Genomic DNA, 17,834 nt, shown 5'->3' on the forward strand with positions numbered 1-17,834 from the left:
GCCTCAGTGCAGGCACGCCCAGAACCCGGTCAGCGCCGCGGCGCCACGGGCCGGCTCGTGGGTCATCCACCAGTGGCCGAGACCGTCGAGGACCGCGACCCGGGCCCCGGCGCGGGCGGCCGCCCTGCGGCGTTGCTCCTCGGTGCCGACGACGTGGTCGGCGGTCGCCAGGACGGCGAGACCCGGCCGGGCCGCCGCGCGTTCCAGCGGCAGGCCGAGGCCGGGCGCACCGGCCGCGGCGGCGGACCGGTACAGGGAGAGCACCGCGCGGCCCATCTCCTCGCCCTGCCCGGCTGCGACGCGCGCCGCGACCGCCCGACCCATCCCGCGTTCCACCAGCACCGCGGCGCGCTCGGCGGGCGCGGCACCGAAGCGCGCCGCGACGTCGGCCTCGCCGACGCCCGGGGTCTGCCAGCGGCGGGCGAGCTCGTGCCACTCGTGGTCCGGGTCGAACACTCCGAGGGCGTCGCTGACCCAGCTGCGGACCAGGTGCGGGTGGCTCAGCACGACATTGAGGACGTGGATGCCGCCGACGTCGTGGCCCACCAGGTCCACCGGCTCGCCGAAGGCCGCCAGCTTGCCGGCCAGCCAGTCGCGGTAGCCGGCCGGGGTGGCCTCGAACCCGGCGGGCAGGGGCGCACCGAAACCGGGCGGCGACAGGCACACCACGTCGGTCCGCGTGGGCGCGAGTTCCGCCAGCAGCAGGTCCCAGACCGCCGCCGTCTCGGGGTTGCCGTGGACGAACACCGCGGGCATCAGCCCGCCACCGGCGTCGTCGGTTGCAGGACCGACTCCACCAGCGCCTCGGTGCGCAGGTGGGTGATCGCCTGGTACTCGGGATCGCGCACCATGGCCGCGAAGGCCTCCCGGTCCGGGTAGCGGACCAGCACCACCATGTCCCACGCCTGCCCGCTCTCGGCGACCAGCGCCGGCTCACCGACACCGAGGTACACCACCTGCAGGCCGTAGCGGGGGTTGAGCTCGGCCCGGAGAGCGTCGGCGTAGCGCTGGTAGCTCTCCCGGCCGCCGTCCGGGCGGAACCGCAACAGGTTCAGCATCACGACCGGGCCACCGGGGTCGTCGGCCAGCAGGGCGTCCAGGGCGTGGTCTTCGATCTCGATCATCGGAACCTCCTGACACCCACCCTACGCATACTTGTTGGATAACACGCAAGTTCGTTTGCTAGTGTCCGGCCATGCGCCGTACCCAGCAGGAACGCCGCGACCAGGCCGAAGCCGCGTTGCTCACCGCTGCCGCCGAACTCGTCGTCGAGCAGGGCGTGCGGTCGCTGACGCTCGCCCGTGTCGGGGAACGGGCCGGGTACAGCCGCGGCATCGTCACCCACCACTTCGGCGGGAAGCAGGCGCTGGTGGAGCGGCTGGCGCGCGCCACCCAGGCCGGGTTCGTCCCGGGACTCGACGGCCTCCCACCCGGCCTCGACCGCCTGCTGCGGCTGATCGACGGCTACCTCGGGGAGCTCGGCCGGATCGGTGCGTTCCATCAGGCCTTCCTGCTGCTGTGGGCCGAGGCCGCCACCCAGCCCGAGCTCGCCCCGATCTTCCGCGAACGGGACGCGGCCTTCCGCGCCGACCTGCGCGACGACGTCGAGGCCGGCATCGCGGACGGCAGCATCACGGCGGACGCCGGCGCGGACGAGGTCGCGACCGCCGTCGTCGGGCAGCTGCGCGGGATCGCGTTGCAGCGGCTGCTCGCCCCGGACAGCGTCGACACCGAGGCGCTGCGCCGGAGCGTCACCGCCCAGTGGCGCCGTGCCCTGGCCCGGTAGCCCGCTCCAGGTCCCGCAGCCACGGGGGCGCCGACACCGGGGCGGCGCCATAGGGCGCCCGTCCGGTCCTGGGAGAGGGCGCCGGATTCCGCTCCCGGCACCGCGTCGTCGGGTGCCCCACAGGGGTGCGACCCGGCACCGCCGGCCGGACCGATCGCGCAGGACGATCGACGGCGATGGCGGATCGTCGTTGGACACCGCCGGTCCCGGCCGCCTTGACTCGGACGGTGGCCGTCCCCGCTCCCCCGCCGTCCGCCCGCCACCACAGCTCGCACTGGGGTTCGTTCCGGGCCGTCACCTCCCCCTCCGGGCTCGCCGTGTTCCCCCGGCCCGGCGACCCCGACCCGTCGCCGCTGCTCGGCAACGTCGCCTCCGCCGTCGACCACCCGGCACGGGTGCGGCGCCCCGCGGTGCGGCTCGGGTGGTGGACCGACGGCCCCGGCCCGGACGCGCGACGCGGCGCCGACCGCTGGGTCGAGGTCGACTGGGACGAGGTGCTCGACCGGCTCGCCGCCGAGCTCGCCAGGGTCCGCGACACCCACGGCCCGCAGGCCGTCTACGGCGGCAGCTACGGCTGGGCCAGCGCGGGCCGGTTCCACCACGCGCAGAGCCAGGTCCACCGCTTCCTGAACACCGTGCTCGGCGGGTACGTGCGCTCGGTCGGCACCTACAGCGCGGCCGCCGCGGAGACGGTGCTGCGCCACGTGCTGGGCCCCACCGATGTCGTCTCCAAGGGGCCGGTGACCTGGGACCAGGTGGCCGCGCACACCGACACGGTGCTCGCCTTCGGCGGGATGAACCTGAAGAACTCCACGGTCGGGGCGGGCGGGATCAGCGCCCACGTGGAGCGCTCGGCGCTGGCCGCGGCAGCCGCGCGCGGCGCGCACCTGGTGAACATCGGGCCGCTGCGCTCGGACCTGCCGGCGCAGGCGCGCCCGCGGTGGCTGTCGCTGCCGCCGGGCACCGACACCGCGCTGATGCTCGGGCTGCTGCACACCCTGCTCGAGGAGGACCGGCACGACCGGGCGTTCCTGGACCGGTACTGCGTCGGCTGGGACCGGGTCGCCGGGTACCTGCGCGGCAGCGACGACGGCGTCGTCAAGGACGCCGTCTGGGCGGCGGGGATCACCGGGGTGGCGGCCGAGGCGATCCGCGGGCTCGCGCGGTGCGCGGCGGCCGGGCGGCCCCTGGTCACCGTCGCGCAGTCGCTGCAGCGCGCCGAGTTCGGCGAGCAACCGGTCTGGGCGGGGATCGCCCTGGCCGCCGCACTCGGCCAGATCGGGCTGCCCGGCGGCGGGTTCTGCTACGGGCTGGGCTCGATCGGGCACTACGGCAGGCCCCGGGTCGACGTCGCGATCGGGGCGCTCCCCCAGGGCACGGGTGGCGTCGACGAGGCGATCCCGGTGGCCCGGGTCGCGGACATGCTGCTGCACCCCGGCGAGCCCTACGACCACGACGGCCGCCGCGGCCGCTACCCGCACGTGCGACTCGCCTACTGGGCGGGCGGCAACCCGTTCCACCACCACCAGGACCTCGGGCGGCTGCGCCGGGCCGTCGCCCGGCTCGACACCTTCGTGGTGCACGAGCCGGCCTGGACCGCGACCGCCCGGCACGCCGACGTCGTGCTCCCGACGACCTGGACGATCGAGCGTGACGACATCGGCGCGAGCCGCCACGACCCGGTGATGACCGCGATGCACCGGCTCACCGACCCGCCCGGCGAGGCCCGCGACGACCATGCCGTCCTCGCCGCGCTCGCCGAGAGGCTCGGCGCGGGCGCGGCGTTCACCGGCGGCCGGGACACCGACGGCTGGCTCGCCCACCTCTACGAGGTGACCCGCGCCGACCTGGCCGCCCGCGGTCTGCCCGCTCCGTCCTACGACCGGTTCCGCGTCGAGGGCGAGCTCGCGCTCCCCACCCGTCCCGGCGACGGGGACGTGCTCGCCGCGTTCCGCGCCGACCCCGCAGCGCACCCGCTGCCGACGCCGTCGGGCCGCATCGAGCTGTACTCGGCGACCGTCGCCGCATTCGGCTACGCCGACGCCCCCGGGTACCCGGTGTGGCGGGCACCGACCGACGCGCCGACCGCGCGGCACCCGTTGTGGCTGGTCGCGAACCAACCGGCGACCCGGCTGCACTCGCAGCTGGACTTCGGTGAGCACAGCGCCGCGCACAAGATCGACGGCCGCGAGGTCGTCGCCGTCCACCCGGACGACGCCGCGACCCGCGGCATCGCCGACGGCGACCTGGTCCGGCTGCACAACGACCGCGGGGCCTGTCTGGCCGCGGCCCGGGTCACCGACGAGGTGCGGGCCGGGGTGGTGCAGCTGCCGACCGGGGCCTGGTTCGACCCACTGGACCCGGCGGCGGAGCGGCCGTTCTGCGTGCACGGCAACCCGAACGTGCTCACCCGCGACGTGGGCACCTCGCCGCTGGCGCAGGGCTGCACCGGCCAGCACGCGGCCGTCGAGCTGACCCGCCACGACGAGCCGGTGCGCCCGGTGGGGGCGCACCGGCCGCCGGTGTGACCCGGGCGCGGGTCAGGCCGGGGACCAGCCCCAGGCCGGGGCGACGGCGGCGAGGTCGGTGAGCAGCCGGACGTTCGCCCCGGGCCCGAAGCCCGGTGGCAGGAACAGCACGACCTCGTCGGCGGCGGCGATCCCGGGGTCGGCGAGCACCGAGGCGGCGACCTCGTCGGGGGTGCCGTGGTGCACCGGGCTGATCCGCTGCCCGGCCGGGAGCTGCGCGCCGACCACCGGTTCGAGTGCGCCGCGCGGCCGGGACGCGGCCATCCCCTCGGTGCGGCGCGGGTGGTCGTAGGCGGCGTAGGTCTCGCGCAGCGCCGCGGTGGTCCCGGGCAGGATCGACGCGGCGACGGCGACCGGCGGCGGGGTGGAGCCGCGCACCTCGTACCAGGTGTCGCGGTAGGCCGCGATCACCCGGGCCTGGTACTGCGCGAACGTCTCCCCCTCGGCGAGGCCGTGCAGCACGGTGCCGGTGATCAGGCCGAGCCCGAGGCGGGCCGCGCGGCGCGCGGAATCGGTGCTCGCCGCGCCGATCCGCAGCCGGCCGCGCAGCCCGGGGCTGTGCGGGGTGACCCGGATCGGGGTGCCGACCGGGGCGCCCTGGCCCGGCCCGTCGACGACGTGCAGCGCCTCGCCGGACACCCCGGCGAGGAACCGGTCGAGCCGGCGCAGCGCCTCGGTCCGCGGGTCGGTGTCGACACCGCCGAACACCGCGTCCCACGACGCCTGGGAGCCGGTCGCGAGCGCCAGCTCCAGCCGGCCGCCGACGAGCAGGTCGGTGGTCCCGGCGGCCTCGGCGAGCAGCACCGGGTCCTGGTAGCGCATCGGGAGCACCGCGGAACCGAGCCGGATCCGCGACGTGTGCTGCCCGACGGCGGCGAAGAACGGCAGCGGCGAGGACAGGTAGTGGTCGAAGTGACGCTGGTAGGCCCACCCGGTGTCGTAGCCGAGGTCCTCGGCGGCCCGGTAGAGCGCGATCCCCTCGGCGAGCCCGGCGGCGGGGCCGTGGTCGTCGGACCAGGACACCCGGGTGTTGAAGCCGAGCCCGGTCACCGGGCGGGGCCCGCCCGCCGGAGCGGCCGTCCGTGGGCCCGACGCGGTCGACGACGTGGCCGGGGCGTTCACGCGGCGGCCCGCCCGGTCCCGGGCAGCGAGGAGAGCAGCGTGCGGGTGTACTCCGCGCGCGGCTCGTCGAAGATCGACGCGACCGGACCGGACTCGACCACGCGTCCGTGCTGGAGCACCGACACCGTGTGCGCGAGCTGGCGGACCAGTGCCAGGTCGTGCGAGACGAACACGTAGGTGAGCCCCAGCTCGGCCTGCAGCCGCAGCAGCGTCTCCACGATCCCAGCCTGCACCGTGACGTCGAGCGCGGAGGTCGGCTCGTCGAGCACGATCACGTCCGGTCGCAGCACCAGGGCGCGGGCGAGCGCGACCCGCTGCCGCTGCCCGCCCGACAGCGCGGCCGGGCGCCGGTCGAGCAGCTCCTCGGCCAGACCGACCGAGGCGAGGGCGGCCCGCACCAGCGCGGTGCGCTCGCCGCGGTCGCCGACCCGGAACCGGTCCAGCGGCTCGCGGACCAGCCGTCCGACCTTCCATCGCGGGTCCAGCGAGGTGAACGGGTTCTGGTAGACGAGCTGCAGGTGGCGACGGATGTCGCGCAGCTCGGCGCGCGAGCGGCCGTGCAGCGTGCGACCCGCGACGACGATCCGCCCGGCGTCGGGCCGCTCCAGACCGAGCAGCATCCGGACCGCGGTCGTCTTGCCCGACCCGGACTCGCCGACCAGCGCGTGGGTGGTGCCCGACGGCACGCGGAACGACACGTCGTCGGCGGCGACGACACCGCCCGGGAAGGTCTTGGCGACGCCGTCGAGCTCGATCCGCGGCTCGGCCCCGGACCGGGACCGGCCGACCGCGCGCAGCTCGGCCCAGCGGTCGGGGTGCAGTGCGGGCACGTCGGCGTGCAGCCGGCGCGCGTACTCCGAGGCCGGGCGCTGCGAGACCTGCCGGGTCGGGCCGGTCTCCTGCACGGTGCCGTCCTTGAGGACGAGCAGCTCCTCGGCCCGGTCGGCGGCGACGGCCAGGTCGTGGGTGATCAGCAGCAGGCCAATGCCGAGCTCGGTGCGCAGACCGGTGAGCAGGTCGAGGATGCGGCGCTGCACGGTCACGTCGAGTGCCGAGGTCGGCTCGTCGGCGACCAGCAGCGACGGCTGGGGCAGGACCGCGAGGCCGATGAGGACGCGTTGCAGCATCCCGCCGGAGAGCTGGTGCGGGTAGGCACCGTAGACCCGGACCGGGTCGGGCAGCCCGACGCGCTCCAGGGTGTCGAGCACCAGGGCGCGCCGGTCGGCGGGCGCGACGCCGGCGGCGAGCGCGGCCGCCTCCAGGGCCTGCGAGCCGATGGTGCGGACCGGGTTGAGCGAGCTGGCCGGATCCTGCGGGACGAACCCGAGGGTACGTCCGCGCAGTGGCCGGAACGCGCGCTCGGACAGGCCCAGCACCTCGCGGCCGTCGACCTCGACCCGGCCGGTGGCCCGGCCGGGTGTGGGCAGCAGCCGCAGCAGCGAGCGGGCGATCGTGGACTTGCCCGATCCGGACTCGCCGATCACCGCGAGCGAGCCGCCGGCGGCCAGTGTCAGGTCCACACCGGACACGACGCGGTGGTGGCCGTAGTGCACGGTCAGGTCCGAGACCCGCAGCAGCGGCGGTCCGGGCAGGTCGGTGGGTTCCGCGGCGCCGGCGGGATCGGCGCCGGTGTCGGTGTCGGTGTCGGTGTCGGTGTCGGGGTCGGTGTCGGTGTCGAGGACGGTGCCGGTCAGTCGGTCGTGCGGAGCCATCGGCTGATCCTGTTCACGGAGAGGACGGTGACGATCGTGACGAGTGCCGGCGCCCAGACGAGCCAGGGCGCCAGCGGGTAGTCCTTGCCGGTCGCGACGAGCAGACCCCAGTCCGAGGCGGGCGGCGGGTCGCCGTAGCCGAGGAACGCGAGGCTGGCGATGACCAGCACCGAGAGCCCGAACTGCAGGACGGCGAGCTGCAGCACCGAGCGCGAGGCGTTGGGCAGGACGTGGCGCAGCAGCACGTGCCAGCGGGAGCCGCCGAGCAGCAGGGCGGCCTCGACGTAGACGGCCGAGCGGGTCTTGAGCACCTCCGAGCGCATCACCCTGGCGAACACCGCGATCGCGGAGATGCCGGTGGCGACGGCGGCGTTGATGGTCTGGAACCCCAGCGCGCTGACGATCACCACGGCGAGCAGGAAGCTGGGGATGGCGAGCAGGACGTCGACGAGCCGGGCGAGCACGACGTCGACGAGGCCGCCGAGGAACCCGGCGAGCAGCCCGATCGCGCCACCCACGAGGACACCGATCGCGACCGCGACCAGCGCGCTGGTCACCGAGGAGGCGGTGCCGTGCACGATCCGGGCGAACACGTCACGGCCCAGCTGGTCGGTGCCGAGCAGGTGCCCGGCACCGGGTGGGCGGAACAGCTCCGAGGGGATCCCGTCGACCGGGTCGTGGCTGGTGAACAGCCCGGGCGCGACCGCCCAGGCCAGCACGAGCGCGACGACCACGAACGAGGCCAGCACCGTCGGCGGCGCCCACCGACGGGTCCGGGCGGCGCGGGCGTCCGGCTCGGGTGCCCCGTCGGTGCGGGTGAGGGCGGGGGCGCTCATGCGGTCACTCCTGCTTCCTGGCGGGCCACCGGTCGCACCCGCGGGTCGAGCAGCGGATAGACCAGGTCGGCGACGAGGTTGACGACGACGAACACGACGGCGACGAGGGTGACCACCGCCTGCAGGACGGGCAGGTCCTGCATGGCGACCGAGCGTTCGACGAGACTGCCGAGCCCGGTGCGCCCGAAGACCGCCTCGATGATCACCGCGCCGCCGAGGACCTCACCGACCATCAGCGCGAAGACCGTCACCACCGGCAGCGACGACGGCCGGAGCAGGTGCCGCGCCAGCAGCCGGGTCCGGGTGAGCCCGCGGGAGCGGGCCACCGCCACGTACTCCTGGTCGGCCTCGTGGTCGAGGTTGGCGATGAGCACCTCGGCGATCTGGGCGGAGACCCAGATCCCGAGGGTGAGCGCCGCGAAGAAGGTCGCGACGGCGGAGTCGGCGTCGATGGCCCGGAACCACCCGAGCCGGAAGGAGAACACCTGGATCAGCAGCAGCCCGACCAGGAAGGTCGGCGCCGACAGCGACAGCGCGGGCACCGACCGCAGGATCGAGCTGTACGGGGCGGGCAGCCGGTGCACACCGAACGCGACGCCGAAGGCGATCACGACGGCGATCGTCATGGCCGATGCGGCGAGCGCCAGGGTGGAGGGCAGCGCCTCGGCCACCATCCCGGACACCGGCAGGTTGGACCGCAGCGAGAGGCCGAGGTCGCCCGTCACGAACCGGGACGCCGACTCCCACAGCTGGACCGGGACGGGGCGGTCGAGGCCGTAGTAGGCCACGATCCGCGCGATCTCCTCCTCGGTGAACCCGTTCTCGGGGTTGCGCAGCGTCGTCGTCACCGGGTCGCCCGGCAGGACGCTGATCACGACGAAGGTGAACACGTAGGCGAGGGCCACCACGACGAGCGACTGCCCGGCGCGGCGCAGCGCGTAGCTGACGTAGTCCCGGTTCATCGCGCGATCAGTCCTGCAGCCATGCGGTGTAGTAGTTCGCGTAGGCGACGCCGTTGTAGGTCACGCCCTGGACCCGAGGGGACTGCGCGTAGATGCGCTGCACGATCTGGGTGATCGGCACGAAGTACCCCTGGTCGAGGACGTGGGCCTGCAGCTGGTCGAGGAGCTCGTTGCGCGCGGCGGTGTCCTTCGCCCCGGCGATGCCGTCGGCGAGCTGGTCGAGCTTCTGGTCGCTGCGGCCGAGGCCGAACCAGTTCTCCCCCTTGTTCGCGTCGGTGAGCACGCCGGAGACGGTGCCGGCGTCGATGAAGCTGCGGGTGACCTCGTAGGCGGGCACCGTGGGGCTCCCGACGACGACCTTCTGCGTGTAGTTGACGACGTCGAGTGCCTGGATCGGCGCCTCGATCCCGACCTTGCGCAGCTGCTGGGCGATCAGCTCGTCGATCGCCCTCGAGGTGGCGAGGTAGGGGTTGGGGTGCAGCGTGACCGAGAGACGCTTCCCGTCCTTGACGCGGATCCCGTCGGGGCCGGGCACCCAGCCGGCCTGGTCGAGCAGCGCCGTGGCCTTCGCCACGTCGAAGGCGAACGACGACGAGTGGTCGGTGGCACCGGGGACGTTGCTCTGGATGAACGACTCGGCCTTCTGCCAGTCCGGGGTGTAGACGGTCGCGATGATCTCGTCGCGGTCGATGGCGTGCTGCACGGCCTGGCGGACGCGGACGTCGTCGAACGGGGCGACCGTCGTGTTCAGCGCGAAGCCGTTGACGAAGCCGAGGTAGCGCGGGGTGGCGGTGGTCAGGCCCTGCGCCTTGAGCGTCTCCAGCTCCTTGGGCGAGGGGTTGTAGGCGACGTCGGCCTGCCCGGACTGCACCGAGGAGGTGCGGACCTGCTGCTCGGAGACGACCTTGTAGGTCAGCGTGTCGATCCGGGCCGGGCCCTGGTGGTCCAGCGCGGCGGGCGCCCAGTCGTAGTCGGGGCGCTTGCGGAGCACGACGTTGTCGTCGTCGCGCCAGGACTCGACGACGTACGGGCCGGAGCCGATGTCGTTCGACAGGTCGGCCTGCTGGGCGGCGGGCAGCGCGAGCGTCTTCGGCGAGATCAGGATCGAGCCGTGGTAGCCCAGGGTCGGGATGAAGCCCAGCGTCGGCGAGCGGAACGTGACCTGCACCGTCGTCGGATCGACCGCCCGGGCGGCCTGGTAGGTCTTCGGGAACAGCCCGATCGGCTTGATGCCCTCGTCGGGGCGGCCCTTGGCCCAGATGTCGAGGTTCGCGACGACGGCGGCCGCGTCGACCGGGGACCCGTCGGAGAACGTGACACCGGGACGCAGCTTCAGGGTGAACTCGGTGGCGTCGGCGTTCTGCTGCCAGCTCTGCGCGACCCACGGCGACACGGCGCCCTTGTCGTCGACGTAGACGAGCTTGTCGGTGACGTGACCCCACACGTGGCCCTGGAAGCTGGAGATCGAGCTGTCGTTCGGGACCCAGGTGTCGCCGAGCGAGTCGATGAGGAAGGTCAGGTCGCCGCCGTCGGTGGGGGCGCCGGCGGCGGTGTTCTGCACCGCTCCGGTGCCGCAGGCCGACGCGAGGACGGCGGCGGCGAGGACACCGGCGGCGGCGCGCAGCACCGACCGGCGGGAGGGGGTGGTCATCGGGGGTTCTCTTCCTGCGGGGTGGGGCGGGACAGGAGGCGGCGGCCGGCGTCGAGGAACGCGGCGTCCGCCTGCGGCGGGTGGACCCGCACGCAGAGCACGTCCCGCAGGTGCCGTTCGAACGGCAGGTGTCGGGTGAGCGCGGGGTTGCCCAGCGCGGCGACGGCGGTCTCGACCGCCGTGATCGCCGAGTGGGCGATCTGCACCTTGAGCAGCGAGAGCTGCGGCAGGTGCGAGGTCTCGCCGGAGCCCGCTCGCAGCAGGGCCCCGTACAGGAGGGTCTCGGCCTGCGCGACGTGGGCGTCGATCTCGCCGGCGACGGTGCGGATGCGGTCGGTCTCGGCGATCGGGCGCCCGAGCGCGGTGGGGACCCGCTCGCGGACGTAGCGGACGAACGCGGCCCGGGCGGCGCGCGCCACCCCGACGTAGAGCGCGGGGTGGCCGAGGCTCGCCGGGTCGGCGACGGCGGCCGGGTCGCGGTAGACGCCGTCGTCGCCGCGGGGGATCTCCACGAACGCGTCGAGCGGGAGCGCGACGTCGTCGTAGACCACATCATGGGTGTTCGAGGCGCGCAGGCCCAGGTGGTCCCAGGTCTCGACCCAGCTGATGCCCGGGGCGTCGGCGGGCACGAGCAGGTGCCCGACGCGCGGCTCGTCGTCGGTGACCGCCCAGACCACGTGGTGGGCCAGCGCGGTGCCACCGGTGGCGTAGGCCTTGCGGCCCGAGAGCGACCACCCGTCGCGGGTGCGGCGGGCGACGGTGGCGGGCAGCCCGCCGCGGGCCGGGGCACCCAGCTCGGGCTCGGCACGCACCGCGTTGATCAGGACCGGCTCGTGCACCGAGCGGCGCAGGATCTCCGCGTAGGTGGCCTCCGGCCAGGTCGCGGCGGCGGCCTGGCCCTGGTGCGCGTTGAGGGTGTTCGCGGTGATCAGGGCGACCGAGGGGTCGCCCTCGCCGAGCGCGACGAGGATCCGGGCCGCGTCGAGCAGCGACACCCCGGGGCCGCCGTGCCGCCGGGCGACGGTGGCGGTGAGCAGCCCGGCCCGGTGCACCGCGGCGATGCCCGCCTCGGGGACGGCACCGCTGCGGTCGTAGGTCTCGGCCGTGGCGGCGAGCTCGGCGGTCACCGCGGCCAGCGCGGCGTCGGACAGGTCGGGGACCGGGAGCGCCGCGGTCCGCTCGTCGAGCGCGGTCACCGGACACCGGCCAGCGCGTCGGCGTCGAAACCGGGGGCGAACGCGCCCGGGTGGTCGGCCTGCAGGGTGCCCCGGCGCCCGGTGGCGGCGCGGTGCGCGAGCTCCTCACGGACCAGGGGCAGCACCCGGCGGCCGTAGTCGGCGGCGTCGGCGAGGGTGTCGTAGCCGCGGATGGACACGAGGTCGGCGCCCAGGTCGATGTAGTCGACGATCGCCGCGGCGACGGTCTCGGGGGTGCCGACCAGCGCGGTCGACGCACCGCCCGCGTTCGTGACGGCGGCGGTGCGGGTCCACAGCGCACGGTCGTAGACCTCGGCGCGAGCGGCGAACTCCAGTGCCCGCTGCGAGCCGACGTTCTGCGGGCTGCCGGTGAAGCGGTGCTTGGTCGCGCCGCGCCGGAAGCTCGCACCGATGGCGTCGGCGTAGCGGTAGGCCTTGGCCCACGCCAGCTCGTCGGTGCGGTCGACGATCGGGCGGAAGGTCACCCAGATCCGCGGCCGCGGCCGGCCCGCGGCGTCGGCGATCGCGTGCACCCGGCCGATCTGGGCGCGGATGTCGGCGAGCGGCTCGCCCCAGAAGCTGAACACGTCGGCCTGCCGGCCACCGATCTCGAACGCCTCGTCGGACTGGCCGCCGATGGAGATCGGGATGGTGTCGCCGTAGGGCGCGAAGCCGGGCCCGAAGTCGTCGAAGCGGTAGAACTCCCCGTCGTGGCCGAACGCCTCGGTCTCGGTCCAGGCGCGGCGCAGCAGCGTGATGAACTCGCTGGTGCGGGCGTAGCGGCGGGCCTTGGGCAGGTAGTCGCCCTGGCGGGCCTGCTCGGCGTCGCTGCCGCCGGAGATGAGGTGGACGACGGCGCGCCCCTCGGTCAGCTGGTCGAGCGTGGCGAGCTGCTGGGCCACCACCAGGGGGAAGGCGGTGTTCGGCCGGACGGCGACGATCGGGCGCAGCCGCTCGGTGAGCTGTCCGACCGCGGAGGCCACGACGAAGGAGTCCGCGGTGTTCGAGCCGTAGGGCAGCAGCGTGTAGTCGTAGCCGGACTCCTCCAGGGTGCGCACGTAGCGCCGGAAGTAGGGCAGGTCGATGCCGCGGGTCGGCAGCGGGGCGAGCTCGGTGGAGGGGTTCAGGTGCGACAGCGAGATGAACTCGACGCGGCGGGCGGCCGTCTCGGGAACGGTGTCGGACGGGGCGGTGTGGGACGGAGCGGTCACGGGCGTGTCGGGCACGGTGTCTCCTCGGTGCGGGTACGGGCGGACGGCCGGGGCGCGGCGGTGCGGCACGTCCGGGCGGGTGTCGGGTCACGGGTGGGCGGTCGGGCGCGGCGTCCCGGGGATGTCAGAGGGCCTTGCCGGGGTTGAGGACGCCGCGGGGGTCGAACACCGACCGCAGCCGCTGCTGCAGGTCCACCAGGTCGTCGCCGAGCTCGTCGCGCAGCCAGCGGCGCTTGAGCAGGCCGACGCCGTGCTCCCCGGTCAGCGTGCCGCCCAGGCGCAGTGCCGTCGCGAACACCTCCCCGGCGACGTCCCACACCTGCTGGTCGAGCTCACGGCCCGGTTCGAGGACGAGGATCGGGTGCAGGTTGCCGTCGGCGGCGTGCGCCATCGTCGCGATCCGGATCCCGCTGCGGGCCGAGATCGCGGCGATCGCGGTGACCGCCTCGGCGAGCCGCGAGCGCGGCACCGCGACGTCCTCGACCAGGACCCGGCCCAGCCGCTCCAGGGCCGGCAGCCCGGCGCGGCGGGTGGCGAGCAGAGCCTCCGACCCGGCGTCGTCGGTGGCGAGGTCGACCCGCGACGCGAGCGGGGCGACCACGGCGCGCACCGCGTCGATCTCCGCGGCGGCGCCGAACCCGTCGGTCTGGACCAGCAGGAACGCCGCCCCGTGCGACGCGGCCCCGCCGGCCGCGGCGATCGCGTCCAGGCACGTCGTGTCGAGCAGCTCGGCGACGGCGGGCTGCAGCCGGGCCGCGGTGATCGCGGCGGCCGCGGCGGCGGCCGTGGTGACGTCGTCGAACCAGGCGGCCAGGGTCGCGGTCGCGACCGGGACCGGCCGCAGCCGGACGGTCGCGCCGACGACCACCCCGAGGGTCCCCTCGGAACCGACGAACAGTCCGGTCAGGTCGTAGCCGGCGACGCCCTTGACGGTGCGCCGTCCGGTGGCGACCCGGCGGCCGTCGGCGAGGACGACGTCCAGGCCGAGCACGGCCTCGCGGGTGACGCCGTACTTGGCGCAGCGCAGCCCGCCCGCGTTGGTCGCGATGTTCCCGCCGATCGTGGAGATCGCCGCGCTGGCCGGGTCCGGGGCGTAGCGCAGGCCGTGCGCGGCGGCCGCGGCATCGAGGTCGGCGGTGAGGACCCCGGCCTCGACGACGGCGAGCTCGTCGACCGGGGAGATCTCCACGATCCGGTCGAGACCGCTCAGGTCGAGCACCACGCTCCCGGCCCCGGCGACCGCTCCCCCGGACAGCCCGGTCCCGGCCCCGCGGACGACGACCGGGGTGCCGGTGGCGTGGGCGTGGGTCAGCAGCTCGACGACGTCGTCCACCGAGCGGGCGGCGACGACGGCATCCGGGATCGAGCCCGGGTCGAACCCGGAGCGGTCCAGGCGGGCGGCGGTCCGGACGGCCGGGTCGGTGCTCCATCCCGCCAGGGCGGACGGGTCGGTACGGGGGTGGGTCACGGTGCTGACGGCACGGCTGGGCACAGGGAGGTCTGCTTCCGGTTCGGCGCCCCGCCGCGGACCGCAGGGCGGTACGGCGGGGGCGGGCCCGCCGGGAGGGCGGGTCGGGAGGGCGGCGCGCGGTGGGGGCACGCAGGGACCGGAGGAGGGACCCGGGGGGCGGCGCTGCGGCCGGGTCTCAGCGGGCGCGACAGCCCGCGGAGAACACGGTGCCGTGGTCGATCACGCGGCGCCGGGTGAAACCGGTCGGCGCGGGCGGCGGGCACGACGGTGCCGGACGGCGGCGCGGCGCCGCGGGCCCGGTCGAGGTCGTCGTGTCCACACCGACGAGTGAATCCCGGACGACCGGTCGGGGTCCAGCGACGAATCGGGATCGGTTCCGATCACGCGACGCGATCGATGACCGCGTGGTGCCCCGTCCGGGCGGCGTGCGGGCCTCGGCGCCGGTCACGGCTGCGCCCGGGTGGCGACCGGGCGCGCCGGGTCGTTCGACCACGCCGACCAGGACCCCGGGTACAGCGCGGCGCGCACACCGACCGCGGCGAGCGCGGCCACCTGGTGGGCGGCGGTCACCCCGGATCCGCAGTAGACACCGACCGGCCGGTCGAGCGCACCGAGCGCGGCGAAGCGGGCGCGCAGCGCGGCGGGGTCGCGGAAGCGGCCGTCGGGGGCGAGGTTGTCCCCGGTGGGAGCGCTCACCGCGCCGGGGACGTGCCCGGCGCGCGGGTCGACCGGCTCGGTCTCACCGCGGTAGCGCTCCCCGGCGCGGGCGTCGAGCAGCAGCCCGTCGCGGGCCAGCGCGGCGGCGGAGTCGGCGTCGAGGACCGGCAGCGCGCCGCCGGTGAGCACGACGTCGCCGGGCTCGGGGTCGGGCACGTCCCCGGACTCGACGGGCAGGCCCGCGGCGGTCCAGGCGGCCAGGCCGCCGTCGAGCAGCCGGACGTCGTCGTGCCCGGCCCAGCGCAGCAACCACCACGCGCGCCCGGCGGCGAGCCCGCCGGTGGCGTCGTACACCACGACCGGGCGGTCGGCGCGCACGCCCCAGCGCCGCGCCGCCGTCTGCAGGGCCGCGACGTCGGGCAGTGGGTGGCGGCCGTCGCGGGGGTCGTCGGAGTGCGCGGCGAGCTCGGTGTCCAGCGGCACGTACACCGCGCCGGGCAGGTGCCCGGCGCGGTGGTGCTCGCGCCCGTGCGGGTCGCCGAGGGCCCAGCGGACGTCGAGCAGCACCGGCGGGGTGTCCCCCGCCAGCTCGGCGGCCAGCGCACCCGCGTCGACGAGCACGGACACCGAGGGCAGGGTCGCGGCCAGGTCGGCGTCGTCGAGGTCGTGCGCCCCGGCCCCGTCGGCGACGGCGCGGCGCACCCGGTCCGCGACGGCGGCGTTGCGCGGCGCCGTGGTGCCGTGCAGACCGGCGAGCAGCACGATCTCGCCGTTGAGGAAGTCGGTCTCCGGGCTCACCCCGCGGCGCAGGCTCTGCCAGGTGGAACGCCCCGCGGCCGGTGCTCCGGGCACCGGCCGCACCATCAGTGAACCGAGGTCCACGGTGGACTCCGCACGGTGGTCGGCCGGGTCGACGCCCGCGGCCCGGTACACCTCGCGGGCCTCGGCGCGCAGCGCGGCCGCGGCCCGCTCACGCAGTCGCCCCGGCGGGTAGAGCGCGTCGAGGGCGTTGCCCAGCACCTGCGGGAGCTTGCCCGCCTTCCAGCGCGGCACGTCGTCGACGAGCTGGGTGGGGTGGCGGGCCGCGGTCAGGTCGGCGGCGATCTCCTCGGCGCGCGCGTCGCGGCCCGCCGGGTACCGGCCGAGCCAGACCAGCCCGGCCGCGGGTGCGCCCGGCGAGACGACCTCGCCGGGGGTGAGGTAGGTCGTCGGCGAGCGCACGACGGCGCCGTACACGGTCGTGAACCGGCGCAGTGCGGCCCACTCGGTGTCCATGCCGTTCTGCAGCACGACGACCGGGAGCGACGCGGCCGCGGTGCCGCCGGCGACTGGGCGTGCGGCCCAGTGGGCCAGCGCCGCGTCGGCGTCCTGGGCCTTCGTGGCCAGCAGGAGCACGTCGTCGGCGCGCAGGGTCACCTCGTCCTGCCCGGCGACGGGCACGCCGACCCGCTGCTCCCCCTCGGGACGCAGGTACCGCAGGCCGCCGCGGAGCGCGGCGAGCTGTGCACCGCGGGCGACGAGCACGACCTGGCGCCCGGCGAGGTGCAGCTCGGCGGCCAGCGTGGCGCCGACCGCCCCGGCGCCGACCACGACGTAACGCGTCACCGCGGCACCGCCGCGACCTCGACACGGGCCAGCGGGGACCCGACACGCAGCCGCTCCAGGAACAGCACCGCGGTGGCGGCGGCGATGCGGTGGGTCGCGTCGTTGAGGGCGTCGTGCACACCGCCGGCGACGCCGACCAGCTCCCCGTCCGGGAGGGCGGCGTAGAAGTCGCGGACGTCGGCGAGCGGGCTGACCGCGTCGGCGGCGCCGTGCAGGCCGAGGACCGGCACCCCGAACGCGGCCGGGCGGGCCCGGTCGACCCAGCCGTCGGGGAGCCGGCCGGTGAGCGCGCCGCGGCGGACGGTGTCGTCGGCGTCGAGGCGGCCGCGATGGGTCGGGCAGGACGTGCGCAGCGCGAGCTCGTCGGCCCAGTCCGGTGCGCCCGGGGTGGTGTGCAGCGGGAGCCCGGCCAGCACGAGGCCGTCGATGCCGGCGGCGCCGTCGGCGACCAGCCCGGCCGCGAACAGCGCGCCGGTGTCGGAGCCGACCAGCACCCGCGGCGGCGGACCGGCCTCACCCGGCTCCTCGGACGGGGTGCGGTCGAGCAGCGAGCGGATCTGGCCCAGGGTGCGGGCGGCGTCGACGGTGGGGTCGCTGACCGCCCAGACGCGGTAGCCGTCGGCGGCGATGCGCCTGCCGAACCGCTCGTAGACCGCGGCGTGCTCGCCGCGGCCCGGGACGACGACGACGGTGCCGCGGGGACGGATGCCCTCGGGCTCGGTCCAGGACGCGAGGACCGGGGTCGTGCCGACTGCAGTCATGGAGGACTCATCTCTTTCTCGGGTGACGTCGTCTCGGGTGACGCCGGAGGACACCGGCCCGGGGAGGGCCGGCGGAGGGCGACCGGGGCCGCGCGCTCCGGACGGGTCGCGACCGACCCGTGGTTCAGCGGGCCGGACAGGCCGCGGAGCAGACGGTGCCGTGGTCGACGACCCGGCGACGCGTGAACCCGCCGTCACGGCACGCGACCGCGGCCGGAACGTGCCGGCCGGGGGTCGCGGAGCGCGGGCGGGTCATGCCCACCATCACAGACGGCCGGGGCGCCCGGGTCCAACGACGAATGCGCATCACAACCGATCGCGATCCGCGATCATTGT

16 protein-coding genes are annotated in these 17,834 nt (G+C 75.7%); 2 read left to right on the plus strand and 14 right to left on the minus strand.

What is annotated here, in order from left to right:
• Positions 1-3: 3 nt before the first annotated feature.
• Both KPL59_RS02740 and KPL59_RS02745 read right to left on the minus strand, forming a co-directional pair.
• Positions 4-756 (minus strand): alpha/beta fold hydrolase, encoded by a 753-nt coding sequence (locus KPL59_RS02740; protein WP_226359830.1) that lies wholly within the window; start codon positions 754-756, stop codon positions 4-6.
• On the minus strand, positions 756-1,124 hold the full coding sequence (locus tag KPL59_RS02745) for a DUF1330 domain-containing protein (protein ID WP_226352298.1): 369 nt from the start codon (positions 1,122-1,124) through the stop codon (positions 756-758). Before KPL59_RS02745 ends, KPL59_RS02740 begins: the two co-directional genes overlap by 1 nt.
• Before the next feature lie 71 nt (positions 1,125-1,195).
• Between KPL59_RS02745 and KPL59_RS02750 the strand changes: the two genes are divergently transcribed.
• Complete coding sequence (locus KPL59_RS02750; protein WP_226359831.1) at positions 1,196-1,786, plus strand: TetR/AcrR family transcriptional regulator; 591 nt, start codon at positions 1,196-1,198, stop codon at positions 1,784-1,786.
• A gap of 176 nt (positions 1,787-1,962) precedes the next feature.
• Entirely contained in the window at positions 1,963-4,314 is a 2,352-nt protein-coding gene (locus tag KPL59_RS02755; protein ID WP_226359832.1) for a molybdopterin-dependent oxidoreductase, read from the plus strand.
• A gap of 12 nt (positions 4,315-4,326) precedes the next feature.
• Here KPL59_RS02755 and KPL59_RS02760 read toward each other — a convergent pair whose 3' ends face one another.
• From KPL59_RS02760 to KPL59_RS35405, 12 genes are all read right to left on the minus strand, one after another.
• Positions 4,327-5,436, minus strand: coding sequence for an LLM class flavin-dependent oxidoreductase (locus KPL59_RS02760; protein WP_226359833.1), 1,110 nt, complete (start codon positions 5,434-5,436; stop codon positions 4,327-4,329).
• Positions 5,433-7,148 (minus strand): ABC transporter ATP-binding protein, encoded by a 1,716-nt coding sequence (locus KPL59_RS02765; protein WP_226359834.1) that lies wholly within the window; start codon positions 7,146-7,148, stop codon positions 5,433-5,435. Before KPL59_RS02765 ends, KPL59_RS02760 begins: the two co-directional genes overlap by 4 nt.
• Positions 7,127-7,984: an ABC transporter permease gene (locus KPL59_RS02770; protein ID WP_020623332.1), complete on the minus strand. Its 858-nt coding sequence runs from the start codon at positions 7,982-7,984 to the stop codon at positions 7,127-7,129. Before KPL59_RS02770 ends, KPL59_RS02765 begins: the two co-directional genes overlap by 22 nt.
• On the minus strand, positions 7,981-8,946 hold the full coding sequence (locus KPL59_RS02775; RefSeq protein ID WP_226359835.1) for an ABC transporter permease: 966 nt from the start codon (positions 8,944-8,946) through the stop codon (positions 7,981-7,983). Before KPL59_RS02775 ends, KPL59_RS02770 begins: the two co-directional genes overlap by 4 nt.
• Positions 8,947-8,953: 7 nt before the next feature.
• The gene (locus KPL59_RS02780; RefSeq protein WP_226352302.1) at positions 8,954-10,597 is read right to left on the minus strand and encodes an ABC transporter substrate-binding protein; all 1,644 of its coding nucleotides are present in this window, start codon (positions 10,595-10,597) and stop codon (positions 8,954-8,956) included.
• On the minus strand, positions 10,594-11,793 hold the full coding sequence (locus KPL59_RS02785; RefSeq protein ID WP_226359836.1) for an acyl-CoA dehydrogenase family protein: 1,200 nt from the start codon (positions 11,791-11,793) through the stop codon (positions 10,594-10,596). The genes KPL59_RS02780 and KPL59_RS02785 overlap by 4 nt, the downstream gene beginning before the upstream one ends.
• On the minus strand, positions 11,790-13,019 hold the full coding sequence (locus tag KPL59_RS02790; RefSeq protein WP_226359837.1) for an LLM class flavin-dependent oxidoreductase: 1,230 nt from the start codon (positions 13,017-13,019) through the stop codon (positions 11,790-11,792). The genes KPL59_RS02785 and KPL59_RS02790 overlap by 4 nt, the downstream gene beginning before the upstream one ends.
• 109 nt (positions 13,020-13,128) lie before the next feature.
• Complete coding sequence (locus KPL59_RS02795; protein WP_226359838.1) at positions 13,129-14,496, minus strand: FAD-binding oxidoreductase; 1,368 nt, start codon at positions 14,494-14,496, stop codon at positions 13,129-13,131.
• A 154-nt stretch (positions 14,497-14,650) separates the two neighbouring features.
• Positions 14,651-14,794, minus strand: a complete 144-nt coding sequence (locus KPL59_RS02800; RefSeq protein WP_020622810.1) for a hypothetical protein — start codon at positions 14,792-14,794, stop codon at positions 14,651-14,653.
• A 125-nt stretch (positions 14,795-14,919) separates the two neighbouring features.
• The gene (locus tag KPL59_RS36675) at positions 14,920-16,737 is read right to left on the minus strand and encodes a rhodanese-like domain-containing protein (RefSeq protein WP_308187825.1); all 1,818 of its coding nucleotides are present in this window, start codon (positions 16,735-16,737) and stop codon (positions 14,920-14,922) included.
• Positions 16,734-17,498 (minus strand): alpha/beta hydrolase, encoded by a 765-nt coding sequence (locus KPL59_RS02815; protein ID WP_226352305.1) that lies wholly within the window; start codon positions 17,496-17,498, stop codon positions 16,734-16,736. Before KPL59_RS02815 ends, KPL59_RS36675 begins: the two co-directional genes overlap by 4 nt.
• Positions 17,499-17,622: 124 nt before the next feature.
• Positions 17,623-17,754 carry a hypothetical protein gene (locus KPL59_RS35405; protein WP_255676263.1) on the minus strand — a complete coding sequence of 44 codons (132 nt, stop codon included), beginning with the start codon at positions 17,752-17,754 and terminating at the stop codon, positions 17,623-17,625.
• Between the last annotated feature and the right edge of the window lie 80 nt (positions 17,755-17,834).

This window comes from Pseudonocardia sp. ICBG1142, from assembly GCF_020496255.1.
Classification (GTDB): Bacteria; Actinomycetota; Actinomycetes; order Mycobacteriales; family Pseudonocardiaceae; genus Pseudonocardia.

Coding starts and splice junctions, on each gene's coding strand:
- KPL59_RS02765 (WP_226359834.1), bottom strand. CDS start 7,148: ATGGCTCCGCACGACCGACTGACCGGCACCGTCCTCGACACCGACACC.
- KPL59_RS02780 (WP_226352302.1), bottom strand. CDS start 10,597: ATGACCACCCCCTCCCGCCGGTCGGTGCTGCGCGCCGCCGCCGGTGTC.
- KPL59_RS02745 (WP_226352298.1), bottom strand. CDS start 1,124: ATGATCGAGATCGAAGACCACGCCCTGGACGCCCTGCTGGCCGACGAC.
- KPL59_RS02755 (WP_226359832.1), top strand. CDS start 1,963: ATGGCGGATCGTCGTTGGACACCGCCGGTCCCGGCCGCCTTGACTCGG.
- KPL59_RS02770 (WP_020623332.1), bottom strand. CDS start 7,984: ATGAGCGCCCCCGCCCTCACCCGCACCGACGGGGCACCCGAGCCGGAC.
- KPL59_RS02775 (WP_226359835.1), bottom strand. CDS start 8,946: ATGAACCGGGACTACGTCAGCTACGCGCTGCGCCGCGCCGGGCAGTCG.
- KPL59_RS02750 (WP_226359831.1), top strand. CDS start 1,196: ATGCGCCGTACCCAGCAGGAACGCCGCGACCAGGCCGAAGCCGCGTTG.
- KPL59_RS02815 (WP_226352305.1), bottom strand. CDS start 17,498: ATGACTGCAGTCGGCACGACCCCGGTCCTCGCGTCCTGGACCGAGCCC.
- KPL59_RS35405 (WP_255676263.1), bottom strand. CDS start 17,754: ATGACCCGCCCGCGCTCCGCGACCCCCGGCCGGCACGTTCCGGCCGCG.
- KPL59_RS02740 (WP_226359830.1), bottom strand. CDS start 756: ATGCCCGCGGTGTTCGTCCACGGCAACCCCGAGACGGCGGCGGTCTGG.